The organism is Chryseobacterium sp. UF-81 (assembly GCF_058245105.1).
The window spans coordinates 1-26,067 of record NZ_JBSIBX010000016.1 but is presented as its reverse complement, the minus strand read 5'-3'; the positions used below and the strand labels follow the sequence as shown (position 1 = coordinate 26,067).

The 26,067-nt window shown below is 38.6% G+C and carries 32 protein-coding genes and 1 other RNA gene; 11 read left to right on the top strand and 22 right to left on the bottom strand.

What is annotated here, in order from left to right; all coding sequences use genetic code 11:
* The first annotated feature begins 54 nt into the window (after positions 1-54).
* On the top strand, positions 55-432 hold the full coding sequence (locus tag AC4IFE_RS18665) for a winged helix-turn-helix transcriptional regulator (protein ID WP_490758636.1): 378 nt from the start codon (positions 55-57) through the stop codon (positions 430-432).
* Positions 433-446: 14 nt separating this feature from the next.
* Here AC4IFE_RS18665 and AC4IFE_RS18660 read toward each other — a convergent pair whose 3' ends face one another.
* Positions 447-887 carry a DUF1801 domain-containing protein gene (locus AC4IFE_RS18660; protein ID WP_490758635.1) on the bottom strand — a complete coding sequence of 147 codons (441 nt, stop codon included), beginning with the start codon at positions 885-887 and terminating at the stop codon, positions 447-449.
* A gap of 110 nt (positions 888-997) precedes the next feature.
* Positions 998-3,034, bottom strand: a complete 2,037-nt coding sequence (locus tag AC4IFE_RS18655) for a M3 family metallopeptidase (RefSeq protein WP_490758634.1) — start codon at positions 3,032-3,034, stop codon at positions 998-1,000.
* 244 nt (positions 3,035-3,278) lie between these two features.
* Between AC4IFE_RS18655 and AC4IFE_RS18650 the strand changes: the two genes are divergently transcribed.
* The 5 genes from AC4IFE_RS18650 to rimM all read left to right on the top strand — a co-directional run bounded on the left by AC4IFE_RS18650 (position 3,279) and on the right by rimM (position 6,464).
* Positions 3,279-3,809 carry an SRPBCC family protein gene (locus AC4IFE_RS18650; RefSeq protein ID WP_490758633.1) on the top strand — a complete coding sequence of 177 codons (531 nt, stop codon included), beginning with the start codon at positions 3,279-3,281 and terminating at the stop codon, positions 3,807-3,809.
* Positions 3,810-3,992: 183 nt separating this feature from the next.
* Positions 3,993-4,442, top strand: a complete 450-nt coding sequence (locus AC4IFE_RS18645; protein ID WP_490758632.1) for a hypothetical protein — start codon at positions 3,993-3,995, stop codon at positions 4,440-4,442.
* A gap of 261 nt (positions 4,443-4,703) precedes the next feature.
* Positions 4,704-5,222 (top strand): nitroreductase family protein, encoded by a 519-nt coding sequence (locus AC4IFE_RS18640; protein ID WP_490758631.1) that lies wholly within the window; start codon positions 4,704-4,706, stop codon positions 5,220-5,222.
* Between the two features lie 123 nt (positions 5,223-5,345).
* Positions 5,346-5,909 (top strand): 30S ribosomal protein S16, encoded by a 564-nt coding sequence (locus AC4IFE_RS18635; protein ID WP_490758630.1) that lies wholly within the window; start codon positions 5,346-5,348, stop codon positions 5,907-5,909.
* Positions 5,910-5,921: 12 nt separating this feature from the next.
* Positions 5,922-6,464, top strand: coding sequence for a ribosome maturation factor RimM (gene rimM, locus AC4IFE_RS18630; protein ID WP_490758629.1), 543 nt, complete (start codon positions 5,922-5,924; stop codon positions 6,462-6,464).
* A gap of 156 nt (positions 6,465-6,620) precedes the next feature.
* Here the strand turns inward: rimM and AC4IFE_RS18625 are convergent, their stop codons facing one another.
* The 3 genes from AC4IFE_RS18625 to AC4IFE_RS18615 all read right to left on the bottom strand — a co-directional run bounded on the left by AC4IFE_RS18625 (position 6,621) and on the right by AC4IFE_RS18615 (position 10,066).
* Positions 6,621-8,267 carry a serine hydrolase domain-containing protein gene (locus AC4IFE_RS18625; protein ID WP_490758628.1) on the bottom strand — a complete coding sequence of 549 codons (1,647 nt, stop codon included), beginning with the start codon at positions 8,265-8,267 and terminating at the stop codon, positions 6,621-6,623.
* Between the two features lie 66 nt (positions 8,268-8,333).
* Positions 8,334-9,137 (bottom strand): AraC family transcriptional regulator, encoded by an 804-nt coding sequence (locus AC4IFE_RS18620; protein ID WP_490758627.1) that lies wholly within the window; start codon positions 9,135-9,137, stop codon positions 8,334-8,336.
* Positions 9,134-10,066, bottom strand: coding sequence for an XRE family transcriptional regulator (locus AC4IFE_RS18615; protein ID WP_490758626.1), 933 nt, complete (start codon positions 10,064-10,066; stop codon positions 9,134-9,136). The genes AC4IFE_RS18620 and AC4IFE_RS18615 overlap by 4 nt, the downstream gene beginning before the upstream one ends.
* 106 nt (positions 10,067-10,172) lie before the next feature.
* On the opposite strand from AC4IFE_RS18615, the gene AC4IFE_RS18610 reads away from it, so the two are divergent.
* The 4 genes from AC4IFE_RS18610 to rpoN all read left to right on the top strand — a co-directional run bounded on the left by AC4IFE_RS18610 (position 10,173) and on the right by rpoN (position 14,617).
* Positions 10,173-10,814, top strand: a complete 642-nt coding sequence (locus tag AC4IFE_RS18610) for a hypothetical protein (protein WP_490758625.1) — start codon at positions 10,173-10,175, stop codon at positions 10,812-10,814.
* The gene (locus AC4IFE_RS18605) at positions 10,811-11,410 is read left to right on the top strand and encodes a CDP-alcohol phosphatidyltransferase family protein (protein WP_490758624.1); all 600 of its coding nucleotides are present in this window, start codon (positions 10,811-10,813) and stop codon (positions 11,408-11,410) included. The genes AC4IFE_RS18610 and AC4IFE_RS18605 overlap by 4 nt, the downstream gene beginning before the upstream one ends.
* A gap of 136 nt (positions 11,411-11,546) precedes the next feature.
* Positions 11,547-12,995 carry an asparagine--tRNA ligase gene (gene asnS, locus AC4IFE_RS18600; RefSeq protein ID WP_490758623.1) on the top strand — a complete coding sequence of 483 codons (1,449 nt, stop codon included), beginning with the start codon at positions 11,547-11,549 and terminating at the stop codon, positions 12,993-12,995.
* A gap of 158 nt (positions 12,996-13,153) precedes the next feature.
* Entirely contained in the window at positions 13,154-14,617 is a 1,464-nt protein-coding gene (gene rpoN, locus AC4IFE_RS18595) for an RNA polymerase factor sigma-54 (RefSeq protein ID WP_490758622.1), read from the top strand.
* 317 nt (positions 14,618-14,934) lie between these two features.
* Here rpoN and AC4IFE_RS18590 read toward each other — a convergent pair whose 3' ends face one another.
* The 3 genes from AC4IFE_RS18590 to AC4IFE_RS18580 are packed head-to-tail and all read right to left on the bottom strand — an operon-like array spanning position 14,935 to position 17,780.
* Positions 14,935-16,563 (bottom strand): AMP-binding protein, encoded by a 1,629-nt coding sequence (locus AC4IFE_RS18590; protein ID WP_490758621.1) that lies wholly within the window; start codon positions 16,561-16,563, stop codon positions 14,935-14,937.
* A gap of 58 nt (positions 16,564-16,621) precedes the next feature.
* Positions 16,622-17,296 carry a DUF8845 family protein gene (locus AC4IFE_RS18585; protein WP_490758620.1) on the bottom strand — a complete coding sequence of 225 codons (675 nt, stop codon included), beginning with the start codon at positions 17,294-17,296 and terminating at the stop codon, positions 16,622-16,624.
* Positions 17,289-17,780 carry an RNA polymerase sigma factor gene (locus tag AC4IFE_RS18580; protein ID WP_034706592.1) on the bottom strand — a complete coding sequence of 164 codons (492 nt, stop codon included), beginning with the start codon at positions 17,778-17,780 and terminating at the stop codon, positions 17,289-17,291. The genes AC4IFE_RS18585 and AC4IFE_RS18580 overlap by 8 nt, the downstream gene beginning before the upstream one ends.
* A gap of 155 nt (positions 17,781-17,935) precedes the next feature.
* On the opposite strand from AC4IFE_RS18580, the gene rnpB reads away from it, so the two are divergent.
* Positions 17,936-18,259: RNase P RNA component class A (gene rnpB, locus AC4IFE_RS18575), an RNA gene on the top strand.
* A 61-nt stretch (positions 18,260-18,320) separates the two neighbouring features.
* Here the strand turns inward: rnpB and AC4IFE_RS18570 are convergent.
* The 14 genes from AC4IFE_RS18570 to AC4IFE_RS18505 form a co-directional block, all read right to left on the bottom strand.
* Positions 18,321-18,878, bottom strand: a complete 558-nt coding sequence (locus AC4IFE_RS18570) for a hypothetical protein (protein WP_490758619.1) — start codon at positions 18,876-18,878, stop codon at positions 18,321-18,323.
* The gene (locus AC4IFE_RS18565) at positions 18,875-19,429 is read right to left on the bottom strand and encodes a hypothetical protein (protein WP_490758618.1); all 555 of its coding nucleotides are present in this window, start codon (positions 19,427-19,429) and stop codon (positions 18,875-18,877) included. Before AC4IFE_RS18565 ends, AC4IFE_RS18570 begins: the two co-directional genes overlap by 4 nt.
* Positions 19,429-19,806, bottom strand: coding sequence for a hypothetical protein (locus AC4IFE_RS18560; protein ID WP_490758617.1), 378 nt, complete (start codon positions 19,804-19,806; stop codon positions 19,429-19,431). The genes AC4IFE_RS18565 and AC4IFE_RS18560 overlap by 1 nt, the downstream gene beginning before the upstream one ends.
* Positions 19,807-19,838: 32 nt before the next feature.
* Positions 19,839-20,396 (bottom strand): hypothetical protein, encoded by a 558-nt coding sequence (locus tag AC4IFE_RS18555; protein WP_490758616.1) that lies wholly within the window; start codon positions 20,394-20,396, stop codon positions 19,839-19,841.
* A 14-nt stretch (positions 20,397-20,410) separates the two neighbouring features.
* Positions 20,411-20,968, bottom strand: a complete 558-nt coding sequence (locus AC4IFE_RS18550; RefSeq protein WP_490758615.1) for a hypothetical protein — start codon at positions 20,966-20,968, stop codon at positions 20,411-20,413.
* 8 nt (positions 20,969-20,976) lie between these two features.
* A complete protein-coding gene (locus tag AC4IFE_RS18545) occupies positions 20,977-21,354 on the bottom strand; it encodes a hypothetical protein (protein WP_490758614.1) in 378 nt (125 codons plus the stop codon).
* A 43-nt stretch (positions 21,355-21,397) separates the two neighbouring features.
* A complete protein-coding gene (locus AC4IFE_RS18540) occupies positions 21,398-21,943 on the bottom strand; it encodes a hypothetical protein (RefSeq protein ID WP_490758613.1) in 546 nt (181 codons plus the stop codon).
* A 25-nt stretch (positions 21,944-21,968) separates the two neighbouring features.
* Positions 21,969-22,346: a hypothetical protein gene (locus AC4IFE_RS18535; RefSeq protein WP_490758612.1), complete on the bottom strand. Its 378-nt coding sequence runs from the start codon at positions 22,344-22,346 to the stop codon at positions 21,969-21,971.
* A 31-nt stretch (positions 22,347-22,377) separates the two neighbouring features.
* A complete protein-coding gene (locus AC4IFE_RS18530) occupies positions 22,378-22,881 on the bottom strand; it encodes a hypothetical protein (RefSeq protein ID WP_490758611.1) in 504 nt (167 codons plus the stop codon).
* A 2-nt stretch (positions 22,882-22,883) separates the two neighbouring features.
* Positions 22,884-23,261 carry a hypothetical protein gene (locus AC4IFE_RS18525; protein WP_490758610.1) on the bottom strand — a complete coding sequence of 126 codons (378 nt, stop codon included), beginning with the start codon at positions 23,259-23,261 and terminating at the stop codon, positions 22,884-22,886.
* 133 nt (positions 23,262-23,394) lie between these two features.
* Positions 23,395-23,925 (bottom strand): hypothetical protein, encoded by a 531-nt coding sequence (locus AC4IFE_RS18520; RefSeq protein ID WP_490758609.1) that lies wholly within the window; start codon positions 23,923-23,925, stop codon positions 23,395-23,397.
* A 12-nt stretch (positions 23,926-23,937) separates the two neighbouring features.
* The gene (locus AC4IFE_RS18515) at positions 23,938-24,483 is read right to left on the bottom strand and encodes a hypothetical protein (protein WP_490758608.1); all 546 of its coding nucleotides are present in this window, start codon (positions 24,481-24,483) and stop codon (positions 23,938-23,940) included.
* 3 nt (positions 24,484-24,486) lie between these two features.
* Positions 24,487-24,864 carry a hypothetical protein gene (locus AC4IFE_RS18510; RefSeq protein ID WP_490758607.1) on the bottom strand — a complete coding sequence of 126 codons (378 nt, stop codon included), beginning with the start codon at positions 24,862-24,864 and terminating at the stop codon, positions 24,487-24,489.
* Between the two features lie 150 nt (positions 24,865-25,014).
* Positions 25,015-25,884 (bottom strand): polyphosphate kinase 2 family protein, encoded by an 870-nt coding sequence (locus AC4IFE_RS18505; protein WP_490758606.1) that lies wholly within the window; start codon positions 25,882-25,884, stop codon positions 25,015-25,017.
* Between the last annotated feature and the right edge of the window lie 183 nt (positions 25,885-26,067).

The following is a 26,067-nucleotide window of genomic DNA, read 5'->3' as shown; positions in this document are numbered from 1 at the left end:
GCAATTTGTGGTTGACAATAACGAACAAAATTGTGAGCTATTAAACGAGGAGTTATGCGTAAAGAAAATTCTACCAATGCGATCAATGAACAGTTTCTGTTCCAGGTTTGTGAATTAAATTCGGCGATAGCTATGATTGGAGGCCGCTGGAAATCGCAAATTGTGTATTCCATTTCACAGGGAAACAACCGCTTTCATTTGCTGAAAAAGGAGTTGCCGAATATTTCTGAACAGGTCTTAGGGCGGCAGCTCAAAGAGCTGGAAACCCATGCAGTAATTGTTAAGAAAGAAATTCCCGGGACTGTTCCTGCCGGAGTTAAATATGTTTTAACGAATAAAGGCCAGGATCTAATTCCAATTTTGGAAAATCTTTGTGATTGGGGAAAAACCTATGCTGAAGGTAAAGAAATTTCAGTTTGTCCTTTGTCGTAGCTTTTGAGACGGTATTATTTTGCCTCAAACCCATCCCGTATGGCAGATTTAAGTATTTCAATGCTGATGTCTTTCATGGCTTTGAATTTAATGCAATATCCGGTCACACTTGCCTTGCCGATTGTTTTTCCATACGTTTCCGCTAAATAATCCTTATCCCTGATGCTGAGGATATAAACAGAGATTCCTGTTTTATTTGCACTGAGACCGATTTGATAAAATTCTCTGGTCTTTCCGTCGGCATATTGTATAGTATAGAGTCCGTAACCTATATTGGGGTTGGCCACCGTTTTTCCTTCATCGTTTTTCCCATCCAGAAACCATAGCTGGCATGTCGGATTTATTTCCAGAATGATGCGGTGCAGTTCCAGCATATCATTGCGTTTGGATTCCGGCTGACTGTTGATGTATTCTGCAATCTGTTCCTGTAGGGTCATATAAATTCTGTTGTACATTTTTATAGAGATGCAAATTACAACTTATTGTTTACTCAATAGTTTAAGTTTAAACAAAAAAGAACAGCTATTCACTGTTCTTTTTATAAATTAATTAGTTACAATATTGATTATCCGAATGCCCTCTTCAGCAAACTCTCCACCTTCGGCTCACTTCCCCTGAAACTTTTATATAGTTCCATAGGATCTTTTGTTCCCCCTGAAGAAAGAAGGATTTTGTATTTTGCTGCTGTTTCAGGATTGAAGATTCCGGTTTCTTTAAAGTACTGGAAAGCATCCGCATCCAGAACTTCAGCCCATTTGTAAGAATAATATCCAGCAGAATAGCCACCCTGGAAGATGTGAGAAAAACTAGGACTCATAGCCGTTTCCGGATTGACAGGATAAAGCGAAGTGGCTTTTGTATATTTGTCTTCAAATTCTTTCACACTCACACTTTCCAGTTCTCCAACTTTCGTATGGTAATTCATATCCAGAAGCCCAAAACCAAGCTGTCTCATGGTTTGGTAGCCTTCCATGAAATTTTTAGACTGTTCAATCTTTTCAATTTTTTCATCCGGAAGAACTTCGCCTGTTTTGTAATGCTTGGCAAATGTTTTTAAAAATTCAGGCTCGTAGCAGAAATTTTCCAGAAACTGTGATGGCAGCTCTACAAAATCCCACTTCACAGAAGTTCCGGAAAGACCCGGATATTGGGTATCTGCCAGCATCCCGTGAAGCGCATGCCCGAATTCATGGAATAAAGTCGTTACTTCCTGGAAGGTGAGTAAGCTTGGGGTATCTTTCGTTGGCTTGCTGAAGTTGCAGACAATAGAAATATGCGGACGGGAGTTTTCGCCATCCTTTTTATACTGATTTTTATAGCTGGTCATCCATGCACCGGCTCTTTTCCCTTTTCTTGGGAAATAATCTACATAAAGTAAAGCCTTGAACTTCTCTTCCGTATTTGTGCTTCCAGCCTCGGAAACTTCGTACACTTTCACATCCTCATGGTATTTCGGAATATCATTTCTTTCCACAAAATGAAGTCCGAAAAGTTTTCCTGCCAGCCCAAAAACAGCTTCCTGTACCTGGTCCAATGGAAAATAAGGCTTAAGTTCTTCATCATTGAAATCATATTTCTGTTTTCTTAGCTTTTCAGCATAGAAAGTATGGTCATAGCCCTGCAGTTCCTCTATTCCGTCAGCCTTAGCCAGAGATTTCAGCTCTTCAATCTCTTGATCTGCATAGGGCTTTGCTTTCGTTAAAAGCTCATTTAAAAAATCAAAAACTTTTGCCGGAGATTTTGCCATTCTTTCTTCCAGAACATAGTCTGCATAATTCTGATAGCCTAATAATTCTGCTTTCTGCTGTTTTAATTGCAGAAGTTCTTTGATAAGCTCCTGATTATCAAATTCTCCGCCGTCAAAAGATTTTTTACCGCTGGCCAGAGCAAGTTCTTTTCTCAGCTCACGGTTTTCGGCATAGGTCATAAACGGAATATAGCTTGGATACTGTAATGTAACAACCCAGCCTTCCAGTTCTCTTTCTTTAGCTTCCTCAGCATATTGCTCAAGGATAGCTTCCGGAATTCCTGCCAGGTCTTCTTTATTGGTAATATGTTTGAAATAAGAATTGGTAGAGGCTAAAACGTTCTGTCCGAACTGTAATGATTTTAAAGAAAGATCCATATTGATCTTCTGCAGCTTCTCTTTATCTTCCTCATTCAGAAGAGCACCACTTCTTACAAAACCTTTATAAGTTTCATTCAGCAGCATTTTCTGCTCCTCATTCAGATTATATTTTTCTTTTTCGTCGTATACTTTTTTGATCTTGCTGAAAAGAGCTTCGTTTTGAGAAATCTTTGAAGAATATTCGGTCAGAATCGGAGAAACTTCCTGGGCGATCTTTTGAATTTCGTCACTTGTTTCTGCAGAATTCAGATTGAAAAAAATATTCGAAACCACATCCAGCTGTTCCCCTGAATAAGCCAATGCCTCAATAACATTTTCAAATGTCGGCGCCTCAGGGTTGCTGACAATATGATTGATTTCATCTTCAGATTTTTGAATCAGCTCCCGGAAGGCAGGAAGAAAATCTTCATTTTTAATACCGTTAAAAGGTGCTGCGTGATATGGTGTATTGAATTTCTCTGTTAAAATATTCATTTTTCGATTTTTATATAAACGTAAATTTAATGATTCATCGGGAATCAGAGCTGAAATACACAAAAATAATGCCCGAATATCAAGATGTGACAAAAATACTTTATCTTTAATAATCTTGTCATATGAAAAGAGGCGGCGAGGGTGGAATGACTAATTTTGAAAACAGAAAATCATAAACTTCAGGCAGCTACTGAACTGCCAGAGTTTAAAAATTAAACAAATAACTCAAAATAATCAAAAAACTATGAAAACACTCTTAAAAATTATTGGCGTAATCATCCTTTTGGCTATCGTCTATGCAGTAATTGCAATGCTGGCTTTCAGTAAAGATTATCATTTTGAACAATCCGTAGCGATCAATGCCCCTAAAGAAAAGGTATGGCAGCATGTGGGATCGCTGAAAGAATACAATGTATGGGATCCTTTTTCCAAAGCTGACAAAGATATCGTGATCACCTATTCCGGAGCCGGCGACAAAGTAGGAGATTCCTACCACTGGAAAGGAAATGATAAAGTAGGAGAGGGCGAGCAGTCCATTACAGAAAGTGTTCCGAATGAAAAATTAATTACCAAGCTTCATTTTATCAAACCTTTTGAGAGCGACGCTAAAACTGCTTTTGTGTTAACTCCTGAAGGAAACGGAACCAAAGTAACCTGGGCAATTGATTATGAACTGACTACTATGATGAAGATCATGAAACCTATGATGGATATGAATATGAAAAAGATGTTTGGTCAAGGGTTGGGAGACCTTAAAAAAATTGCTGAAAAATAAAAAATATAAGCCTTGTAGAACTAACAAGGCTTTTTTATTGTTTTTTGAATTATGGGAGTGGTATTTATATCCTGATCTGCTCTTTTGAAAAATATATTTTGTGAGTCATTTGTTTGCTGAGGAAGAACGAAAATATCAATTATTATTTTAAAAAATTATTATCTTTATGTAAAGATTAGATTCATGGAGAAGATCGTATTTGAGAAAAGTGATATAAGAGATTACGTGAAAACAGTGATTTCTGAAAAAATAGAAAAGCTTAAAAATTTTATAGAGTTTACCCTGGAAGCAAGCCGTGATATTAAAAAAACTCCGAAATATGACAGCATGAGGGAGGAAATGCAGGAGGAAATTTATCAGATGCAGCGCCAGCTAGGAGCTTTGAATGATCTTAAAAGAAACATGTCGAAAGTTCTGAATGCCTCCACGGAAAAAATACAGCTGGGTTCACTGGTGATCACCAACAAGGCCCGTTTCTATATTTCCGTTTCCCTGGGGGAATTCTTTTATGAAGGTGACCGGTTTTATGCCATTTCCCCGGAAAGTCCCATGGCTAAAAAAATGATGGGAATGAAATCCGGTGATGCTTTTACATTGAATAATATCCACCAGAAGATTGTAGAGGTGATTTGATTGTGTTTGTAAGAGCCAAGAGTCAAGAGTCAAGAGTTAAGAACCAAGATTTAAGAACCAAGAGTCAAGATATGAGACTCAGGATTTATACGATTTTTGAGAAGCTCCGAAATCCATATCCCGAAAAATTTCTATAAGATCTACCATTATAGTGTTGCTTATCTTTATATCAACACAGTAAAAAGTATTATGGGCAATTATTGTTAAAAATCAGGATTGAATCAATGTAATGCATTCAATTACATATTGTAAATTTGCAGTATGAATAATGCAGAAATTTTAAAAGAAATCATAGAACAAAGGAGAAGTATTTTTCCAAAAGATTATTCTGAAAACGAAATATCCCAGAAAATCCTAGACGATATCTTACACTCCGCAACACTGGCCCCGAATCATAAGCGCACAAAACCTTGGCGTTTCAAGATTTTCAAAGGGGAAGAAAAAGCGAAATTAGCCTCAGAAATGCAGGCTATTTACAAAGCTACACAACCCGAACAGACTTTTCTGGAGAAAAAATACCAGGATATTGGTTTCAAAATCAATAAAGCAGATGTTGTAATTTCTATTGTGGTCAATTTCAGTGGCATGGTTCCTGAATGGGAAGAAATTGCTGCTGTTTCCATGGCCGTTCAGAATATGTACCTTACCTGTACCGCCAATAATATTGGCTGCTATTGGAGTTCTCCGGCGATTGTAAATCACCTTAAGGAATCTTTAACCATCGAAGAAAACCAGAAATGCCTGGGGCTTTTCTACATGGGTACCCTGGCAGGAGAATAATTTGATACGAGACAGAAAAAATCAACAAATTATTGTATCAGCTTATTAACATATCAGAAAAAGTATTATCTTTGCACTCTTAAATATTTAACTGGGACGAGTTCCCATAAAATTCACAACATTATGTCAGTAAAAATCAGATTACAAAGACACGGTAAAAAAGGTAAGCCTTTCTTCCACATCGTGGTTGCAGATTCTAGAGCTAGAAGAGATGGTAGATTCATCGAGAAACTAGGAACTTACAACCCAATTACTAACCCTGCAACTATCGATTTGAACGTTGATTCTGCTGTAAAGTGGTTAAACAACGGTGCTCAGCCAACTGATACTGCAAGAGCGATCCTTTCTTATAAAGGTGCCCTTTACAAAAAACACTTACAAGGTGGTGTTGCTAAAGGTGCTTTTGACGAAGCTGAAGCTGAAAAGAGATTCAATGCTTGGGTAGAATCTAAAGAACAAAAAGTACAAGGTAAAGTTGAAGGTTTATCTAAAGCTCAGGCAGACTCTAAGAAAGCTGCTTTAGAAGCTGAAGCTAAAGTAAACGAAGCTAGAATCGCTGCTGCTGCACAAGCTGAAGCTGATGCTAAAGCTGCTGAAGAAGCTGCTAACGCACCTGCTGAAGAAGTTGTTGAAGCTACAGAAGGAGAAGCTCCTGCTGCTGAAACTGAAGAAAACACTGAAGCTTAAGAATACCCCTGTATGCGTAAAGAAGATTGCTATTTATTAGGAAAAATCACACGCAGACATGGCCTTGCGGGAAACGTTATCCTTAAACTGGATACCGATCAGCCCGAGCTTTACAATAAATTGGAATCAATATTCGTTGAAATCAACGGATTATTGGTTCCTTTTTTTATTGCAAAATCCGCGTGGAGTAAAAATGATGCGCTGAACCTTGCTTTTAAAAACTCTTCCGAAGCATTGGTAGACCAATCCTTAGGGAAAAATGTCTACTTACCGCTTTCTACACTTCCAAAACTTTCCGGGAAGCAGTTCTATTATCATGAGATCATCGGTTTCGATATCCTGGATGAAAATGACAAAGAATGTGGGGTCATAAGATCTGTAAATGATCAGACTGCCCAAAACTATTTCGTGACCAATCTGAATGGCAAAGAAGTGGTAATTCCTATCATCAAAGACTGGATTCTTGAGGTGAACCGGGAAGAAAGATTCATCAAAATGCAGCTGCCGGAAGGACTTATCGATGTCTTCTTGGTTTCCTCCAAAAAAGACGAATAATCAATTTCAGATAAAGATCTGAAACCTGCCTATTTCAAATAACTTACTGAAGAATATTTCTGTTTCGATTCTTAGGATCAGAAGCGATTATTCTGTATGACCTCTTCGTAGAATCATCTGGCTTTTCAGGCTGGCTGATCATATCATTATCATTTATCATTTATCATTTATTGCAGGTAGTAAATAGTCTTCAACTATTTTATCCGACTGTGCATGAGCATACGGCCTGTTATAAGCTTTAGCGGTAATAATGATTACAACAGGAATTTCTGTGAAAACGATAATTTTATTTCCACCGTTTCCACTGGATTGGTAAGCTTCAAAATTTTGGTTTCCTACCTTATAAACCTTCCTCCAGAACAGATATCCGTATCCTTCAAAATCTTTATCATTCATAAAATAATTGCTGAAAGATTTCCTGATCCAGTTTCTGTCAATAAGCTTCTGGCCGTTCCACACACCATTATTTTTATAAAGCTGACCAAATTTTGCCAAATCCAGCGTTCTCATCCGCAGACCGCCAGCCAGAGAAGGCTTCTGCTGTGGCGTAAACTGCCACTTATAATGGGTGATTCCAAGCGGCTGAAACAACTTCTTTTCAGCATAATTCTCCAGGCCTGCGGGAACCGTTTTGTCTAAGATATCTCCTGTCAGCACAACACCTGCCGTAAAATAATTCCAGGTTTTTCCCGGTTTGTTTTCTGTAGCAGGCAAATCCAGCGCAAATTTTACCCAATTCTCAGTAGGATACATATTTTCCTCGTTACCGGGAGAATTTTCATCAGAATCATTTCCGTCAAATCCCGAGCTCATTGTCAGGAGGCTTTTAACGGTAATGCTGTCCTTTGCTGATGAATAATTTTTGAACTGTTTCAGATCATAAAATTCTTTCAGCAGCTGGTTTTCACTTTTAATATATCCGTCATTAATGGCAATCCCCATCAGGGCAGAGGCAAAAGATTTTCCGACTGAACGTGTGTCCTGCAGGGAATCTCTTCCTGACTTACTGAAATATTCCTCCAAAAGAAGCTTTTCATTTTTGATGACCACGATACTGGTGATGTCCCTGAACCTGTTCTCTGCAATTTTGGTATTTAAAAGTCTGATCTTTTCCTGATCAAGCTGTTCATCAGATACTTTCCATCCACTGCCAGGCTGGATCTTCTGAATGGCAATTTGTTTCTCCGAAATATTTTTGTGAGGAACGGTTAGCTGAATTTCACCCGCTGCAATGGTATTTCCAACTTTTAACGATGAAGTTTTTAAATAAGGTTTGATTTCAATTTTTAAAAGATGATTTCCTTCTGCCAGTGCGTCAATTCCGCCATTGCCCAGATAAAATCTCATCCACATATATTTTCCCCATGAATCCTCATTTTTTGAACTTAATAAAGGGATTCTGAATGTGGTTTTCTTCTTTTTGTCTTCCGGCGTTCCTGCTCCGGTATTTAAATTTTCTGTATAAATTAATTTTCCGTCAACATAGAAATTGAATTGATAATTTCCTTTTTTCAGCAATTCATCGGAGGTTAAAGAGGGATCGATCTGGTGTAAATAATTGACCAGGGAATTGTCCATGAAAATACGGATGTCAAGATTTTTATCCTCCTGAAATTCTGTAGCAGTAATAATATCGGATTCTTTTAACTGGTCTAAGGGAATCGTTTTGTCCAGAAAAACAATTCTGTTGAGGTATTTTTTTTGAACAGGATGTACAATGGGTTCAGGATCTGTACTATTTTTGGACTGTCCCAAAGAAAATCCGAAACCAAGGAATAAGACAAACAGCAGAATAGATTTCATGGTAATGTTTTATATAGACAAAAATATAAATTGGCCCTTAGGAAAAATAGAATGAAATTAACATTTTTATTTTTTCAGAAGATTTCTGTACTGCAAAGGAGTCACCCCTGTAGTTTCCCTGAAAGATCTGATGAAGTGACTCTGATCTGTAAAACCGCATTCGAGGGCTATTTCGGTTAAAGACAGACCACTATTGAGAAGTGCCAAAGATTTATTGATTTTCAGTTTTCTTACATAAGCCCCTAAAGTACATTGGAAATGTTTATGAAAGTCTCTGCTTAAATGAACAGGATGAACATCCAAAGTTTTTGAAAGTTCTGTAAGGCTAAGCTTTTCTATAAAATTTTCGTGAAGTATTTCAGTAATCTTACGGGTCCATTCCGGCTTTTTATCGGAATTCCGGCCCTTCTCTGATAATTGGCTGAAAATACTGAGTAAAAGCTCATGAACAGACAGCTCAGATGATGAATCATTAATTTTTGTTTCTTTGAAAATCTTGTACATCAACAGTTTTAAAGCAGGATCTTTCAAATTAAAGCTTCCTTCAACAGCTTCTTTTGGGACCTGAAAATTTTCAAACCAGTTTTCAGTAAGTTCCAGATGAAACCCTCTTGTAAAAATATCAGGCTTAGTATTATAATGGGCATCTTCCCAATGATGATAAAGTAATGTTCCTGCCTGGCAATCATAAATCTCTTTTTTGTTGCCTTCCGTCATATTTCCCTGCAAAAGAAATGTGAAATAAGCATTTTCATGATAGTGCCAGTCTACGTAGGGATGCGTGTATTCAGTATCCGTGATGGTCAGCCCGTCGAAACGCAGGGTTTCATTGGTTTTTCCGAAAAATTCACCGTTATGAAGGTTTTTCATAGGATCATTTTTTGTTTTAAATGTTCAACCTGATCATACATTTTATTGAAAAATATTTTTCTGTCCCGGTTTCCCGAAGTATTCAGGGATTTTGAATTTTTAATCTGGTGTTCAAAATAATTCCGCGTTTCAGTGCAGGTTTTCGCATCATTAACCAGAATATACCCGAACATATTGGTAGGTATGGCAAAAAGCGACTGTTGCGGATGGTGAAAAAAGATATCATTGGAAAGGTGCATCAGCTCATTTTCATACAGGTGGAATTTTGGATTGTTTTCCGTTTTTTGTTCAATGTATTTTATAAGTTCTACCAGTTCTTTCAGAATAATATCGGCCTCATTTTTTTGTAAAAGTCCGGTCTCAAAATAAAACAGGATTTGCTGCAGAATACTGGAAATGGTCCTGTCATTCCACAATTCCACCACATTTTGGGTCTCATATTTTTTCTTGAGCTCCTGAGTATTGGATTCAAAATAAGGTGGCGAAAACTGCAGAAAAGGAATAAAGACCTGTTTCGCATTAAGCAGATTCATCCATACATAAATTTTAAAACGGGAAAGTAAGGTATCCGAAAGAGTATAGAAAAAAGGAATGTCCTTCGCAGAATAATAAATCGTCATCTCATCAGAAAGAGGCAGGTTTTCAAAAATGCTGAGATTATTCTGGAAAAATGACTGCAGGTCTTCCGTTTTGTCTACCGCAGAAGTTTTCTGAACGACAAGCTGCCGGTCCGAGGTAATGAATTGGTTAAGGGAGATCTGATAATATTTCGCCAGTTCCAGCGCCTCTTCAAAGCTGAATTTTGCTTTAAGTGAGGTTCTTCTGTGTGCCGCATCATAACTTATATTGAGGATATTGGCAATCTCATCGTTCAACGATTGATTCCTGATTTTCCTGCGGATTTCCTTAAGTAAAAGTTCCTGATACATGGTTTTGTGATTTTCACAAATGTACTTCTTTATTTTAATTTTTTTCCGCATTCGGATTTGTGATTTTCACAGATAATTTTGACTCATAATTTTAAAACAATAAGTTATGAAAATAAGATTTTTGATGATGATCGGTCTGTTTACAGGAATGATCATGAATGCCCAGGACAGTTTGAATACTAAATTGGATAAGCCCAGGTTTATTGGTTTTTCACCTTCCAAAAAAACGAAAAGTGTTAATGGATTGCTTATTAAATATTATGATGAGATTGATAATGAAATACAGCCTAAGAAAGTTAATGGTATTGGATTGGGATTTAACGGTCTGGGGATTTTCTTTCCCGCATTACTGCTCGTAAGTATACCGTCCATTGATAATTGGGCTATCAGTGATATTGCTGTTGAGCCCTTGCCTGAAAAAATAAATAAGATAAATGGCATGCAACTATCGATCATCAATATGGAACCTACGGTTACCAATGGTTTGGAAGTCAATGTATCCAGCAATATAAGTGCACCTTCTGTGACAAATGGCGTTGCTTTTTCACCATTGTATAATTTTCATCATACAACAAGAGGGGTAGCCATTTCCACTATTGCCAATATAAGCCAGAAATGCAGAGGCGTTCAGGTTTCATTGATTAATGCCTGCAAAGATTCAAGAGGGATTCAGGTTGGCTTTTGGAACGAAAATGAAAAAAGAAAATTTCCTTTGGTCAACTGGAATTTTAAAAACAAAAAATCATGAAAAAGTTACCTTATCTTTTGATTGCAGCCAGGTTTGTCCTTGCTCCGGTTATTCTGTTATTAGCTTATGGTAAGGGTGCAGAATCACGATTTTTGATAGTAGGATTAATGTATTTCGGATTGTTGACTGATATTTTTGATGGAATTATTGCCCGAAAAACCGGGGTTTCATCGGAAAAATTACGAAGATTAGATAGTCAGACTGATTTGGTTTTCTGGCTTTCATTAGGGTTGGCTTCCTACTTTCTCAATCCTGAACTCATTAAAAGTGAATGCCAGGGAATTCTTTTAATCTTCATTATGGAAGCGCTCTGCTATATTGTCAGTATCTATAAATTCAGAAAGGAAACCTGTACCCATGCTTTTTTGTCAAAAATGTGGAGCCTGAGCCTGCTGATTGCTTTTACCTATTTAATAGGTTTTCAACAAACGGGATGGGCGTTTTATCTGGCGGTAGGATTAGGGTTTGTATCTCATATTGATGTGATTCTGATTGTTTTGCTGCTTCCGAAATGGCAATATGATGTACCAAGTTCCTATCACGCCTGGAAAATCCGAAACGGGAAAGAAAGAAAAAAGACAGTATTCTTTAATTAAATAATATTCAGGACATAGTTTTTGATTCAGTATTTGGATAAATGGTTTTTTAAAAAGATGGCGTAATCATCAGGTTACGCTGTTTTTTTGTAACTTTGCCAACGTTAATTTTTATAAGAAAATTTATAATCAACAAATGAAAAAGCAAACGATTAAAGAAATCCTACAGGATTACAAGAAAGTATTACATCATGACATTACGGTTTACGGTTGGGTAAGAACATTCCGTGCAAATCGCTTTATAGCGCTAAATGATGGTTCTACGATTAATAATTTGCAGATTGTTGTTGATTTTGAAAATTTCGATGAGGAAGTAATCAGTAAAATCAGCACAGCTGCCTCATTAAAGGTAGTAGGTGAAGTGGTGGAAAGCCAGGGAGCCGGACAGAATGTAGAGATTGTAGCTAAAAAAATTATTATTTTAGGGGATAACTTTACAGAAGACAGAGACAAAACGATTCTTCAGCCTAAAAAACACTCTTTGGAAGTTCTAAGAGACCAGGCTCATTTAAGATTCAGAACGAATTTGTTCGGAGCTGTTTTCAGAGTGCGTCATGCGGTTAGCTTTGCAGTGCATTCATTCTTCAACAAAAACCAGTTCTTCTATATCAACACACCGGTGATTACCGGGGCTGATGCAGAAGGAGCAGGTGAAATGTTTGGGGTAACCAACTTTGACCTGAATAATATTCCAAGAACTGAAGACGGTGAAATTGATTTTGCACAGGATTTCTTTGGGAAAAAAACTAACCTTACGGTTTCCGGACAGCTTGAGGGAGAAACTGCAGCAATGGGATTGGGAAGAATTTATACCTTCGGGCCAACTTTCCGTGCTGAAAATTCAAACACAACGAGACACCTTGCAGAATTCTGGATGATAGAGCCGGAAGTGGCATTTAACAATCTTGAAGACAATATCGACCTTGCGGAAGATTTCTTAAAATATGTAATCCAGTACGTTCTTGATAACTGTAAGGATGATCTTGAGTTCCTCGACAAACGTTTTGAGGAGGAGCAAAAAGGAAAACCAGAAAAAGACAGAGCAAAAGAAGGACTTATCGAAAAACTTCAGAATGTCATCGCTAAACGCTTCAAACGGGTAAGCTATACGGAAGCAATTGAGATCCTGATGAACTCAAAAGAAAATAAAAAAGGAAAATTCCAGTATCCGGTTGAAAACTGGGGAACGGATCTTCAGTCTGAACACGAAAGATACCTGGTTGAAAAACACTTTGAAAGCCCGGTAGTGTTGTTCGACTATCCGAAAGAGATCAAAGCCTTCTATATGAAACTGAACGATGACAATAAGACCGTTGCAGCAATGGACGTTCTTTTCCCGGGTATCGGAGAAATCATCGGAGGATCGGAAAGAGAAGCAAGATTAGATGTATTAAAACAGAAAATGGCAGATATGCACGTGGATGAACATGAGCTTTGGTGGTACCTTGATACCCGAAAATTCGGTTCTGTACCACATGCAGGCTTTGGATTAGGTCTGGAAAGGCTCGTTCTTTTTGTAACGGGAATGACTAACATCAGAGATGTAATTCCTTTCCCAAGAACACCGAAAAGCGCTGAGTTCTAGATCAATAAAAAAGCCTTAATGTAAAAATTAAGGCTTTTTTTATTTTCTAATAGTTTATTATGTTAATAAGTTAATGCAAAAATCATGCTAAATGTGTTTTTTGTCGAATTAATTTATTAAATTCGTAGATATGTTATGTTAAAACACAAGGAACTAATATGCTTAAACAACACTTACAACTCAAATTAGGACAGAAGCTGGCACCTCAGCAGATTCAGTTGATGAAGCTTATTCAGCTTCATACACTGGAATTTGAAGAGGAGCTGGAAAGAGAGCTAGAGGAAAATCCTGCTTTGGAAATTGTAAAGGAAGATCCTAAAGAAGATGATTACTCTTCTCTTGAAGATGCTTATCAGGATGAAGGAACAGAAAGTATCCAGACAGATTTTGACGTCAACGAATATATCTACGATGACGAACCTAGCTATAAAACCGCATCAAGCAACTATTCTCCGGATGATGAGGAATTCGATAACGAAAGCCTTCTTACTGAAGGACAGTCCTTGTACGACTATCTGCTGGAGCAGATCCATTTAGTCAATATCAATGAAGAAGATGAGAAGATTGCTGAATATGTAATTGGAAATTTAGATACCGACGGATATTTAAGAAGAGAGATCAAAGCTATTGTAGATGATCTTGCTTTCTCCCAGGGAATTTATACGACTAAAGAAAAGGTGGAAGATATTCTGGAAAATTATATTCAGAAGCTTGATCCGCCAGGAGTAGGAGCAAGAGGTCTTCAGGAATGTCTGCTGCTTCAGATTGAGAAAAAAGTAAGCTCTGATAAGGCGGTATCTCTGGCAGCCAATATTTTAAGATATCAGTTCGATGCTCTTACCAATAAGCATTATAATAAGATTATCCAGAAATATGATATTGAAGAAGATGATCTTAAAGATGCTTTGGACGAAATTTCCAAACTTTCACCAAAAGTAGGAGGGAATTTTGATACCCAGACGATTACCATCAATCAGGAAATTATTCCGGATTTTGTGATCCAGGTGAAAGATGGAATGGTCATCCCGATGCTTAACAGTAAAAATGCGCCAACTTTAAGAGTTTCTGAAGAGTATAAAGATATTTTGACTACTTATTCACACGATAAAAACTCTTCTGAGCATAAACAGGCTGCGTTATTTATCAAGCAGAAATTAGATGCAGCAAAATGGTATATAGATGCTATTAACCAGCGCCAGAATACCCTGTTGCAGACAATTACAGCGATTGTAAAATTTCAGAAGGATTATTTTATTACAGGTGATGAAAAATCACTGAAACCAATGATTCTGAAAGATATTGCCGATATTACCGGATTTGATATTTCCACCATTTCAAGAGTCGTAAAAAGTAAATATGCCGACACTTCGAACGGAATCGTTTATCTGAAAGATCTTTTCTCTGACAGCCTGACAAATGATGACGGTGAGGAAGTTTCTACCAAAGAAATCAAGACTCATCTTCAGGAAGTAATCGGAAAGGAGAATAAAAGAAAACCCCTTACAGATGATGCTCTGGTAGTGATGCTGAAAGAACAGGGCTATAATATTGCCAGAAGAACGATCGCCAAATACCGTGAACAGCTTAATATCCCGGTAGCAAGATTAAGAAAAGAACTTTAAAAAGTGATACCTATAAAATAGATAAAAGCCCAGTATTTCTGGGCTTTTTTTATTTCTTGAAAATAAAATAAGTCAGTTTAGCTAGTAATGGAATAAAATCTGCTCAATCGGCTAGTTCTGTGAGAAATTTTACCACGCAAAGTTTTATGATAACATTGCATATTTAAGTGAGCTAAGAAGGATCAATTCCATTGATCTGACTAAGCATTTGTTTTATCCATACAGCTTAATCAACGGCGCAGCCGTACTTCCTTGTCTTTCTTCAAATTAAACGTATTTAAAATAAAACTTTGCGTTAAAAAAAGAAAATATTTTCCTTAAGAACGCTGTTTCAATTTATCCATTCCCAGCTCCTTTACAGAAATTTCGCGCATTTCCACTTTTCTTATTTTTCCGGATATCGTCATCGGGAATTCATCCACAAATTTCCAGTATTTCGGAACCTTGTAGTGAGCAATTCTTCCCTGGCAATATTCTAAAAGCTCGGTTTCCGAAACTTCAAATCCTTTTCTTACTTTTACCCAGGCCATCACTTCCTCCCCGAATTTCTCACTTGGAACCCCGATAATCTGTACATCAAGGATATTAGGATATGTGTACAGGAAATCTTCAACCTCTTTAGGAGAAATATTTTCACCGCCGCGAATGATCAGGTCCTTTATCCTTCCGGAGATCGTAATATACCCGTCATCATCCATGACAGCCATATCACCGGTGTGCATCCATCGGGCGTCATCCAGTACTTTCTTTGTATTTTCCGGATCATTCCAGTATTTCAACATCACAGAATAGCCTCTGGTGCATAATTCGCCGTGTTCACCACGCTCTACGGTTTTTCCATTGTCATCAATAATTTTTATTTCGAGATGGTCCTGCACGGTTCCTACAGTACTGACCTGCTTTTCCAATGGCGTTCCAATGAGCGTTTGTGTAGAAACAGGAGAAGTTTCCGTCATTCCGTAACAGATACTCATTTCTTTAATGTTCATAAGACTTTCCACCTTTTTCATAATTTCAGGCGGACAAACGGATCCTGCCATGACACCGGTTCTTAAGTTTGAAAAATCGTAGGTATCAAAATCCTTAACAGCCAGTTCAGCGATAAACATTGTTGGAACTCCGTATAAAGAGGTACATTTTTCTTCAGAAACTGTTTTTAAGGTAATTTCAGGATCAAAGCTGTCATTGGGAATCACCATACATGCACCGTGAGCTGTACAGCATATATTCCCGATCACCATTCCAAAGCAGTGATAGAAAGGAACAGGAATGCAGACACGGTCTTTCTCCGAGTATTTTAAACGTATGCCGATAAAGTACCCGTTATTTAAAATATTGTGATGGGAAAGAGTAACACCTTTTGGGAAGCCCGTAGTTCCCGAAGTATACTGAATATTGACAGGGTCATCAAATTGTACATGCTCTTCAAAGCTGTGAAGCGTATCATCCGAAATATCCTGTCCGTTGTTCAAAAAATCTTCCCAGTTGTCATCAAAGAAAATTTCATGTTCCAGGCTGGGGCAGACTTCCTTGGCATATTCTACCATTTCCCTGTAATTGCTCGTTTTAAAGCTTAAAGAAGAAAACATCAGCCGGATTCCGGATTGATTGATCACATAGGTAAGCTCGTGTGTTCTGTAGGCAGGATTGATATTGACGAGTATGGTTCCTATCCGGGCTGTAGCATACTGAAGCAGAACCCATTCATAACGGTTCGAGGACCAGATCCCGATCCGGTCTCCTGCTTTGGCTCCTAAGAAGATTAAAGCTTTTGCAACAGCAGTGGTCTGATTATAAAATTCCTGATAGGTTGCTCTGTAATTCTGATGTACACAGACTAAGGCGTCATGATTTGAGAATTTTTCAACAGTCTTTTTAAGATTTCCCCCGATAGTTTGTCCCAGTAATGGAATGGCGGAGGCTCCATAGACATAAGATAATGGCATAGTTTAAGATTTGGTGGAATAAAATTAATGAAAAATCTTGAAATGCTGCCCGCCTATCCTAATTTTCCTGAGATTCTATGTCTTTAAGCTGTTTTAGATTTTTGTCCAGTTTTCTGATGATAATTCCATACACAAGCCTATAGTAGAGCCAGATCAGCAGGACGCATAATACCGTACTTACAATGATTCCGATAATAACAATAATCAGGTTGGAATTATCCGGGCGTACATTCTGAGAATTTAAAGCGTAGAAAATGAAGGCTGTGAATACAAATGTAAAAGCTACCAGCAGCACGATGCTGATAAGGATAAAAGCATTCACGGTTTTCTTAAACTTGATGATCCGTATAATAAGGCCTTTGAGATTCTCTTCGATCCTTATTTTGCGGTAATTCTGATAAAATTTAAGGACAAAGTAGGCCGTGATTAAAAGGCTTAAAATTTTTATAGCTAAATAAGCATGGTCAAAATTAGTCTCTATTTCAGGAGCTTTCTGAGCTCCCAATTTCTCTAAAATTTTACGGAAACTATCCGATTCCTCATCCTGAAAGAAATAGAATAATCCAAGAACGGAAAAGAATAGGAATTCTGCCACACTAATCCAGAAAATATACTTCACGTAATTGCGTGATTTTCTGTTCAGCATCTGCAGGATTTCATTACTGTCGTATTTTGGCTGAACAGGCTGCTCTTGCCATGTTTTTTTAAAACTGTCTAAATCAAAATCAGGCATATTTTTGCATCTGTTCTTTAAGGGTTTTCTTTAATCTGTTCATTTTCACACGCGCATTGACCTCGGTGATTCCGAGGTTTTCTGCAATATCCTTATAAGGCAGGTCGTCAAGGTACATCATTACAATTGCTCGTTCTACATTGGGAAGTGTTTTGATTACAGTATACAGAAGCGATATCTGCTGCTGCTTTTCGTCGTCATCCTCTACAAAATCTCTGTGATTGATATCCAGCTCGTTCGTAAGAAGGCTTTTGCTTTTTTTTCTGAAAAGAGTAATGGCTGTATTAAGTGCTACGCGGTACATCCACGTAGAAATTTTAGAATTTCCTTTAAAAGAATCGTAGCTTCTCCAAAGCTGGAGTACAATCTCCTGAAACAGATCTTCTTCATCTTCAAGAGAATTGGTATACAAGCGCGAAACTTTAATAATCAGGCCCTGATTATCCTTAATAAGCTGCGCAAATTCTTTTTCCCTGGAAGTCATAGATATATAATGGCACGAAGATAATAATAATGCGGTAATTTGTTGATATGTGATGGCATAATTTGTTTATTTGAAAAAGCCCTGCACTGTAAGATCTCAAATTGACCTGTTTCCACATTCTCAATTGTCGAAATTATCGCGTATCTTTGCAACCGCGAGAAAATCGGCTTGTTGATTCCTGTTTCGGCAGGGGTAGGAAAGTCCGGACACCATAGAGCAGCAAAGCGGATAACATCCGTCACCCGTGAGGGTAGGACAAGTGCAACAGAAAGCAGGTACAGTTCGGCTGTAGTGAAACCAGGTAAACTCTTTGCGGTGCAATGATAAGTATATCGGTTCTTTTCAGTAATGGAAATAGGGGCGGCTCGTCCTGAAAGCCGAGGGGTAATCAGCTCAAGTCTTGCAGCAATGTAAGACGCAGATAAATAACAGGCACTTCTTCGGAAGAACAAAATCCGGCTTACAGATTTTCTCGTGATTTTTATTCAATACAAACTGTTTAAAATAAAAAAGCGGAGACCAGTCTCCGCTTTTTTCTATTTATGGATAAATACTGAAATAGGTCACCTTTCCTGTAGATGTTGAAATGGTAAACCATTCCGCTTCTATACCACTGTTGGTTCCCACCTGATAGGCATTCGCTGTTACTCCTGCATTAATGGCAACGGCGGGGTCTCCTACAAGGTAAGAGTCAATGTTATTTCCTGCACTGTCTTTCAGAAAGAAATGGAATGAGGCCCACTCGTTAATAGAAGACATGGTAGAGGTAATATAAGGATGGTTATAAGGATATGATGTATTATTCGCGGTATTGGCAGGATCCGTTACATTCCAGTAAATCATGTTCATGGGGAAAGGAGCCAGACCGGTAGTCCCAAACGATGCATAGGAAGAAGAAATTCCTGCCGGCATCGTATATGATCCGTAGGACCCGTTTGGAGAAGCATACATATACTTAATCATTCCCGGGGTGGGGCTGCAGGTCATCAGCCTTCCTACAGCATCATAGACATTGTAGTTATTAAACACAAAAGAAGAAGTCTGGGCTGAGGAAAGTATTCCCGCTAAGCCCAATAATAAAGCTGCTGTTTTTTTCATGGGTATATTTGTAGATAAGTTGTTGGTGTGGTTCCTGTTGTGATGGTAAACCACTCTGCGGAACCGTCCGGAGTAGAAAAATAATCAACACTGGTGACGCATGTATTCGGGGTAGCATCTCCCAGATTCGTATTGAATCCCCAAACCTTGTTGCCTGTTCCTGCATAATACATGGCGAACTTAGACGTCATCCATTTGGTATTGTTGGCGATTACACCGCCCGGCATAAGGCTGGGATTGTTCCATTGTCTTACGGTTGAAGGTGATGGTCCCAGTGTTACAAGCCAGCTAGTGATAGGATACAGAGAACTAACAAACTGGTCCCTGTAATTATCGATCTTCCATTCAAGGTTGTTCCCCATGTGTGAGTTGGCTGGAACAATAATGGTAGCAGGGTCATTGTTTATGACAGCCGGAACACAGCCACTGAGATTGATGGCCAGGAGATTTCCGTAATAATCGTGAGGAGAATAATTGTTAAGTATAAACATCCCCTGGGAATATGCGAACGACGTTGCAGTGATTCCCAATATGGTTAATAGCTTTTTCATTATTTATCAGATTTAATGTTTTTACGGATCTCATCACTTTTTTGCATATAGATCTGGGTAGCCCACACAATGATCTGGCTCATGTCGCCGCCTGTTTTTCTCATTAATTCGCTCTCGGTAACGCCTGTGGATAAAATTAATTCTTTGGAAGCCGGAACAAGAAGAGCCTTTCTTCTGTCGCTTAGTTCGGAAGTATTCCTTTTTCTTTCCTCTTCGGTAGGTCTGTTCTGTGGGTCACCCAGGCTTTTAAAAGCCTTGTCGAAGTTTTCCATTTGTGGAGTCTTCATGGTTTCCACCGTATTTACAGCGCTTCCTTCGTTGTTACATGAAACCAGAGTTAAAGTGGCAAAAGCTGCCGATAAAAAAAGTTTTTTCATAATTAATTAGAATTTAGAGTTGATTTTTTTGATTAATAAATTTGTAAATAAGAATAGGTAATATTGGCTACTGTGATATTGAACCATTCTGCATCTCCGTACGGTGTTGAAATATACCCGCTGGCTCCTGTACAGGGGTCAGGAGATTCTCCGATAAGACCGCTGAAACCAGGTTCCGGTGTAGAAGTTCCGGCATAATACATCTGAAACTGCGAAGAAGCCCATTTTACATTCTCAGAAATAACACCACCCGGTGCTATACTCGGATGATCCCACGACCTTACCGAAGAGTTAGTGGGAGAAACCTGCAGTGTCCAGTTTGTAGTAGGGTACAAAGACCCTGTAAACTGATCCCTGAAGTTTTTGTAAGCCAGTTCTTTGCTGTTACCTGTATGTGAGTCTGCTGGAACGATGATCGCTGTTGGGGTACTTGACGTTACATAAGGATAACAGCTCCCGGCGAAATTATGGGCGCCAATTGTTCCCTGAAAATCATAGGTTGTAGAATAATTATTAACGATCATCAGGCTGTGTTGGGCATGAACAGACAACAGAAATAGTAATGTAATAATGGTTAATATTTTTTTCATGATTTAAAATCAGATTAATAAATTTGCAGATAGGTTTCTACCAGACCTGTACTTGTTGTGATTGTAAATATTTCTGCACTGTTGGCCCCGCTTGGAGTTACAAAGTAGTCTGGTGCCATATAGCATGAGTTTCCTGCTAAGCTTACGGTCGTATTGAACCCCGGAACATAAGCAGACGTTGCAGGATCATACATTTCAAACTTTGATGCAGACCATTTTGTATTATTGGAAAGTGTTCCTCCGGGAATAAGACTGCCATGGTTCCATGGTCTTATGCTGTTACTGTTGGCTGCAAGGCTAACCGTCCAGTTCGGTGTAGGATACAGCGATGTGGTATACTGATCTCTGTAATTGGTATATATCAAGGCATTGCCATTGCCTGTATGAGAGTCCGGCGGAATAATAACTCCGGCATCGGTCCCGATGATAGGATAGCATCCCCCGGAAAAATTATTAGCGATTAAGGCTCCTCGGTATTCATAAGGGGTATAATTGTTTACGATCATTGTTCCTCCCTGCGAATAAGCCAGAGAAGCTATTGTAATTCCTACTATTGTCAGTATTTTTTTCATGGCAGTCATTATTTATCAGATTTAATATTTTTACGGATTTCATCACTTTTTGTCATATAGATCTGAGTGGCCCAGACAATGATCTGGCTCATATCACCGCCGGTTTTTCTCATCAGCTCAGCTTCCGTAACACCTGATGAGATAATCAGTTCTTTGGATGCCGGAACAAGAAGTGCTTTTCTTCTGTCGCTCAATTCCGAAGTATTTCTTTTTCTTTCCTCTTCAGTAGGTCTGTTCTGCGGATCGCCCAGACTTTTAAAAGCTTTGTCGAAGTTTTCCATCTGTGGGGTTTTAATGCTTTCCACAGTATTTACGGCGGAGCCTTCATTGCTGCATGATGCCAAAGTTAAAATGGCAAAAGCAGCAGATAACAGTAGTTTTTTCATAGGGATATTTTTTAATTGTTCAGTTTGATTATATGATGGGATGTTAATAGATTTGGAAATAAGTAATTTGCCCTCCGGTTGTTGTGATCGTGTACCAGTCTGCGGTAATGCCTGTATTAGCTCCGGTTTGGGTAGTACTTAAAAAGCCTCCCGAAAGCACAGGATCTCCTACCTCAAAACTGTCATAGCTGTATCCGGTATTGTCTGTAAGTACAAAAGCAAAGCCCATCCATTCGTCTATGGCGGTCACCGCTGTGATGACAGGATGATTATAAGGGTAGTTCCCTGTATTGGCACTGTTTAATGGATCAATATAATACCAACCGGGAATAGGAATGGGGTTGCCCGCTCCTGTATTGTCGAATTTATCATATTTGGTATAGCCACCCGCAGGAATTGTATATCTGGTATAAGGGGCATTGGCAAGAGCATACATATAAGGCTGGGATGATCCGGAGCCTGCTGATCCAACCGTCATAAACCTTCCTGCAGCATCATAACTGCTGTAATTATTGATCACCAGCATAGAAGATTGGGCAGCCATGGTTATTCCTGCAACTGTACCTAAAATAATGCTTAGTTTTTTCATGTTATAATTTGTTTAAGGATTGGTGTTATTGATTTGATTTCAATCTTTTTCTGATATCGTCACTTTTCTGCATGTAGATTTGTGTAGCCCAGACAATGATCTGGCTCACATCTCCCCCTGTTTTTCTCATCAGTTCAGCTTCTGTAACCCCTGTAGAAAGAATTAATTCCTTAGAAGCAGGGACCAGAAGCGCTTTTCTTCTGTCGCTCAGTTCCGAAGTATTTCTTTTTCTTTCCTCTTCAGTAGGTCTGTTCTGCGGATCACCGAGACTCTTAAAAGCTTTGTCGAAGTTTTCCATCTGTGGGGTTTTCATACTTTCCACAGTATTTACGACAGAGTTTTCATTACTGCATGATGCTAAAACCAGAGCAGTAAAAGCGGTCAGTAAAAAATGTTTTTTCATAATAGGAATAGGATTTTAATTGGATAACTGGTTAATATATATGGATATAGGTAGATGTGGTTGTACCGGAAGTAATGGTAAACCATTCTGTCATTGCCTCAGGAGCATTGAAGATATTGGGAACAGGATCACATGTATAAGAAGTATCACCTACAGCTCCCACCGATAAAGGCGTTCCCGACTGATAAAACTGAAATTGAGATACCACCCACTTCGTATTGTTGGAAATTGCTCCTCCCAGCGCAAGACTTGGATGACTCCCCAGTCTCAGGGTTGCAGGCGAAGGTGATGTAGATACCTTCCAGCTGGTACCTGGAATATTGTAGCTGTTATACGTAGCAGAACCTACACCTGGAATTACAAGTTCAGGATTGTCTAAGGCCACATGAAAATAACACCCCGGTGTAGCAAGATTAGCTGCAGTAACTCTGGTGTGGAAATCATACGATGTATAATTGTTGATAACAAGAGGACCGCCCTGTGCATAACCAAAAGATAAGGATACTAATCCTATCATAGTTAAATACTTTTTCATAATTATTTCTCTGATTTTAAATTTTTTCTGATATCGTCACTTTTCTGCATGTAGATTTGCGTTGCCCAGACAATGATCTGGCTCATATCGCTGCCGGTCTTTCTTGAAAGTTCAGCTTCTGTAACACCTGTGGAAAGAATCAGTTCCCTGGAAGCCGGAACAAGAAGGGCTTTTCTTCTGTCGCTTAGCTCAGAAGTATTTCTTTTTCTTTCCTCTTCAGTAGGCCTATTCTCCGGATCGCCGAGGCTTTTAAACGCCTTGTCAAAGTTTTCCATCTGTGGGGTTTTCATGCTTTCCACAGTATTTGCAACAGTATTTTCATTGCTGCATGACGCTAATGTCAAAACGGCCAATAAAGCCGATAAAAAGATTTTTTTCATGGTTAATTGTATTAAAATATAAGGTGAATGATTAGTGAAATTTGGACATATAATATCCCCGGAAAGCAAAACTGCTGTTTTCCGTATCATGCTGTTCAATAAAATAGGCAGCTGCAGAACAGCTGCCGTTTATCTAAAAGATCTGCAGGTAAGTGGTTGGGCCGCTGGGTGTGGTTATCGTAAACCAGTCTGCACTTGAAAAAGTACCCGTTCCTGAAGTACTAAATCCAGGATATACCGTAGGATCCCCCAACTCGTAAGTATCCGTAACTCCGGTTGAAGGGTCTGTCAGCCAGAAGTGGAATCCTCCCCAAACATTCGAAGGGTTCATTACACTTGTGATAAAAGGATGGTTATAAGGATATGTTCCGCTGTTAGCCGGATTGGTAGGATCTGTAACATACCATAACGTTATGGGAAGTGAGGCAGTACCGGAAGTATCGAATGTATTATACACTGTGCCCGCTCCTGCAGGTACAGTGTATGTTCCGTATGGAGCATTGGGAGCAGCATACATATAAGGTCCGGGAGCACCGCCGGGCATACCGGTACGCAGTCTTCCTACAGCATCAAAAGTGTTGTAGTTCTGTATAACCAAAGAAGAAGTCTGGGCAAAAGAAAGAACTCCTGCCAAAGCTGATAAAAGTAATGATATCTTTTTCATAGTAATAAGGGGTTATTGGATGAGCAGGTAAGTGTAAACATCTGTTCCGGAAGTGATGGTAAACCATTTAGCGCTTCCCCACGCTGTTGTAACAGTGTCAGGGGCAGTATTACACGGAGCGGCAGTTCCCCCGATATCTCCATTAAAGTAGGTCTCGGGTACTGAAGTTCCGGCATGATACATCTGGAATTTAGACATAGACCATTTTGTATTATTAGAAATAACACCGCCGGGTATCAGGCTGGGATGGTTCCATGGTCTTGGTGAGGCAGGGGATCCTGCTCCTAAAATAACATCCCAGGTAGAAATCGGGTAACCGGAAAAAGAATACTGATCTCTGTAATTCTCATATTTTACAGTAGTGCCTGGCGGTATGATTATGGGGTCAGGATCTTTGGAGATAACCAATGGATAACAGCCTCCTCCTACGTTGTTATTGGCATAGATAGTTCCATGAAAATCATAATTGGAAGTGAAATTCTGAATGATAAGTGTGCCTCCCTGGGCGTATGCTGAGGAAATTGAACAGATCCCCAGAACAAGTAGAAACTTTTTCATGATCTATTTATCAGATTTTAAGTTTCTGCGGATGTCGTCACTTTTCTGCATGTAAATCTGCGTTGCCCAGACAATAATCTGGCTCATATCACCGCCGGTTTTTCTCATCAGCTCAGCTTCCGTTACGCCTGATGAGATAATCAGTTCTTTGGATGCCGGAACAAGAAGGGCCTTTCTTCTGTCACTCAATTCAGAAGTATTCCTTTTCTTTTCTTCTTCAGTAGGTCTGTTTTGAGGATCACCAAGGCTTTTGAAAGCTTTGTCGAAGTTTTCCATTTGTGGAGTCTTCATGCTTTGTACCGTATTTACAGCTGTTCCCTCATTATTACAGGAAATAAGACTTATTATAGCGATTGCTGATAATAATAAATGTTTTTTCATAGCTAAAGTTTAATGATTAGTGATTTAAAATTAATTTTTGATAAATTTATAAAAAAAAATCACACGAACAACAAATTATACACTTTTTGGTGTCTTATTTGTTAAATTTATTTATATGTCTTTAGCTATGAGATAATATTTTACATTATTTTATTCATTTTCAAGTGTTTTTTTAGCTTCCAGAAGCTCGGATTTTTCTTTTTCACCCAGTTGCGGATACTTAAGATCCATCTTCTCCAGAGTATCAATAATAATTTGTATTGCAGCCACTCTTGCAAACCATTTATTATCTGCCGGAAGCACATACCAGGGCGCATAATCCTTTGAAGTTTCGTTGATAGCGGTTTCATAAGCTTCCATATATTTTGGGAAAAGAGCTCTTTCGGGAAGATCTGCAGCAGAAAATTTCCAGTTTTTTTCCTGTTCATCGATTCTGTCCAGAAGCCTTTTCTTTTGCTCGTCCTTAGAAACATTTAAAAATATTTTAACAATAGTAGTTCCATTCTGTGAAAGGTGCTGTTCAAAATTTCGGATACTTTCATACCTGTTTTCCCAGAACTTTGCATCGAACTCCTTTACAGAAGACCACGTTTTCTCGCTGAGGTTATATTCAGGATGTACCTTACATACCAGAACACTTTCATAATGGGATCTGTTAAAAATACCAATCATTCCTTTCTGTGGAAGAGCCAGATAATGTCTCCACAGAAAATCGTGGGAATATTCCTTCGAGCTTGGAGCTTTAAAACTTGTAACGTTGCATCCCTGTGGATTTACACCCCCGAAAACATGCTCTATCAAACTGTCTTTTCCCGCTGCATCCATCGCCTGAAGAATCACGAGCAGGGATTTGCTGCCATCAGCATAAAGCTTTTCCTGCAGTTCGCGCAGCTTTTCCTTTTCTGCGATCAACAACTGCGCACCTTCTTCTTTTGTAAGTTTTCCTTTATACTCTGTTGAAATTTTTTTTATCGAAACCTTTCCCTTTACCAGGAAGTCATCTGAAAAATTGGTATCCATATTTTTTAATATTTAAAGATTGAAAAATTGAAGATTTAAAGATTTGAGAAATTAAGTGGGAGCTTTTAGCTGATATCTAACCCTCTAACCTCTAAAATCTTATTTAATGACTAGTCCTGAAAATCCGATACAGATTAAAGGACAAAAATAAATAATTAAACCAGAGCAAATTTGTATTTGCTT

What these genes read in the sequence shown, in the direction of transcription:
- AC4IFE_RS18665 (WP_490758636.1), top strand. Translation starts at nt 55, where the DNA reads ATGCGTAAAGAAAATTCTACCAATGCGATCAATGAACAGTTTCTGTTC.
- AC4IFE_RS18660 (WP_490758635.1), bottom strand. Translation starts at nt 887, where the DNA reads ATGTACAACAGAATTTATATGACCCTACAGGAACAGATTGCAGAATAC.
- AC4IFE_RS18655 (WP_490758634.1), bottom strand. Translation starts at nt 3,034, where the DNA reads ATGAATATTTTAACAGAGAAATTCAATACACCATATCACGCAGCACCT.
- AC4IFE_RS18650 (WP_490758633.1), top strand. Translation starts at nt 3,279, where the DNA reads ATGAAAACACTCTTAAAAATTATTGGCGTAATCATCCTTTTGGCTATC.
- AC4IFE_RS18645 (WP_490758632.1), top strand. Translation starts at nt 3,993, where the DNA reads ATGGAGAAGATCGTATTTGAGAAAAGTGATATAAGAGATTACGTGAAA.
- AC4IFE_RS18640 (WP_490758631.1), top strand. Translation starts at nt 4,704, where the DNA reads ATGAATAATGCAGAAATTTTAAAAGAAATCATAGAACAAAGGAGAAGT.
- AC4IFE_RS18635 (WP_490758630.1), top strand. Translation starts at nt 5,346, where the DNA reads ATGTCAGTAAAAATCAGATTACAAAGACACGGTAAAAAAGGTAAGCCT.
- rimM (WP_490758629.1), top strand. Translation starts at nt 5,922, where the DNA reads ATGCGTAAAGAAGATTGCTATTTATTAGGAAAAATCACACGCAGACAT.
- AC4IFE_RS18625 (WP_490758628.1), bottom strand. Translation starts at nt 8,267, where the DNA reads ATGAAATCTATTCTGCTGTTTGTCTTATTCCTTGGTTTCGGATTTTCT.
- AC4IFE_RS18620 (WP_490758627.1), bottom strand. Translation starts at nt 9,137, where the DNA reads ATGAAAAACCTTCATAACGGTGAATTTTTCGGAAAAACCAATGAAACC.
- AC4IFE_RS18615 (WP_490758626.1), bottom strand. Translation starts at nt 10,066, where the DNA reads ATGTATCAGGAACTTTTACTTAAGGAAATCCGCAGGAAAATCAGGAAT.
- AC4IFE_RS18610 (WP_490758625.1), top strand. Translation starts at nt 10,173, where the DNA reads ATGAAAATAAGATTTTTGATGATGATCGGTCTGTTTACAGGAATGATC.
- AC4IFE_RS18605 (WP_490758624.1), top strand. Translation starts at nt 10,811, where the DNA reads ATGAAAAAGTTACCTTATCTTTTGATTGCAGCCAGGTTTGTCCTTGCT.
- asnS (WP_490758623.1), top strand. Translation starts at nt 11,547, where the DNA reads ATGAAAAAGCAAACGATTAAAGAAATCCTACAGGATTACAAGAAAGTA.
- rpoN (WP_490758622.1), top strand. Translation starts at nt 13,154, where the DNA reads ATGCTTAAACAACACTTACAACTCAAATTAGGACAGAAGCTGGCACCT.
- AC4IFE_RS18590 (WP_490758621.1), bottom strand. Translation starts at nt 16,563, where the DNA reads ATGCCATTATCTTATGTCTATGGAGCCTCCGCCATTCCATTACTGGGA.
- AC4IFE_RS18585 (WP_490758620.1), bottom strand. Translation starts at nt 17,296, where the DNA reads ATGCCTGATTTTGATTTAGACAGTTTTAAAAAAACATGGCAAGAGCAG.
- AC4IFE_RS18580 (WP_034706592.1), bottom strand. Translation starts at nt 17,780, where the DNA reads ATGACTTCCAGGGAAAAAGAATTTGCGCAGCTTATTAAGGATAATCAG.
- AC4IFE_RS18570 (WP_490758619.1), bottom strand. Translation starts at nt 18,878, where the DNA reads ATGAAAAAAACAGCAGCTTTATTATTGGGCTTAGCGGGAATACTTTCC.
- AC4IFE_RS18565 (WP_490758618.1), bottom strand. Translation starts at nt 19,429, where the DNA reads ATGAAAAAGCTATTAACCATATTGGGAATCACTGCAACGTCGTTCGCA.
- AC4IFE_RS18560 (WP_490758617.1), bottom strand. Translation starts at nt 19,806, where the DNA reads ATGAAAAAACTTTTTTTATCGGCAGCTTTTGCCACTTTAACTCTGGTT.
- AC4IFE_RS18555 (WP_490758616.1), bottom strand. Translation starts at nt 20,396, where the DNA reads ATGAAAAAAATATTAACCATTATTACATTACTATTTCTGTTGTCTGTT.
- AC4IFE_RS18550 (WP_490758615.1), bottom strand. Translation starts at nt 20,968, where the DNA reads ATGAAAAAAATACTGACAATAGTAGGAATTACAATAGCTTCTCTGGCT.
- AC4IFE_RS18545 (WP_490758614.1), bottom strand. Translation starts at nt 21,354, where the DNA reads ATGAAAAAACTACTGTTATCTGCTGCTTTTGCCATTTTAACTTTGGCA.
- AC4IFE_RS18540 (WP_490758613.1), bottom strand. Translation starts at nt 21,943, where the DNA reads ATGAAAAAACTAAGCATTATTTTAGGTACAGTTGCAGGAATAACCATG.
- AC4IFE_RS18535 (WP_490758612.1), bottom strand. Translation starts at nt 22,346, where the DNA reads ATGAAAAAACATTTTTTACTGACCGCTTTTACTGCTCTGGTTTTAGCA.
- AC4IFE_RS18530 (WP_490758611.1), bottom strand. Translation starts at nt 22,881, where the DNA reads ATGAAAAAGTATTTAACTATGATAGGATTAGTATCCTTATCTTTTGGT.
- AC4IFE_RS18525 (WP_490758610.1), bottom strand. Translation starts at nt 23,261, where the DNA reads ATGAAAAAAATCTTTTTATCGGCTTTATTGGCCGTTTTGACATTAGCG.
- AC4IFE_RS18520 (WP_490758609.1), bottom strand. Translation starts at nt 23,925, where the DNA reads ATGAAAAAGATATCATTACTTTTATCAGCTTTGGCAGGAGTTCTTTCT.
- AC4IFE_RS18515 (WP_490758608.1), bottom strand. Translation starts at nt 24,483, where the DNA reads ATGAAAAAGTTTCTACTTGTTCTGGGGATCTGTTCAATTTCCTCAGCA.
- AC4IFE_RS18510 (WP_490758607.1), bottom strand. Translation starts at nt 24,864, where the DNA reads ATGAAAAAACATTTATTATTATCAGCAATCGCTATAATAAGTCTTATT.
- AC4IFE_RS18505 (WP_490758606.1), bottom strand. Translation starts at nt 25,884, where the DNA reads ATGGATACCAATTTTTCAGATGACTTCCTGGTAAAGGGAAAGGTTTCG.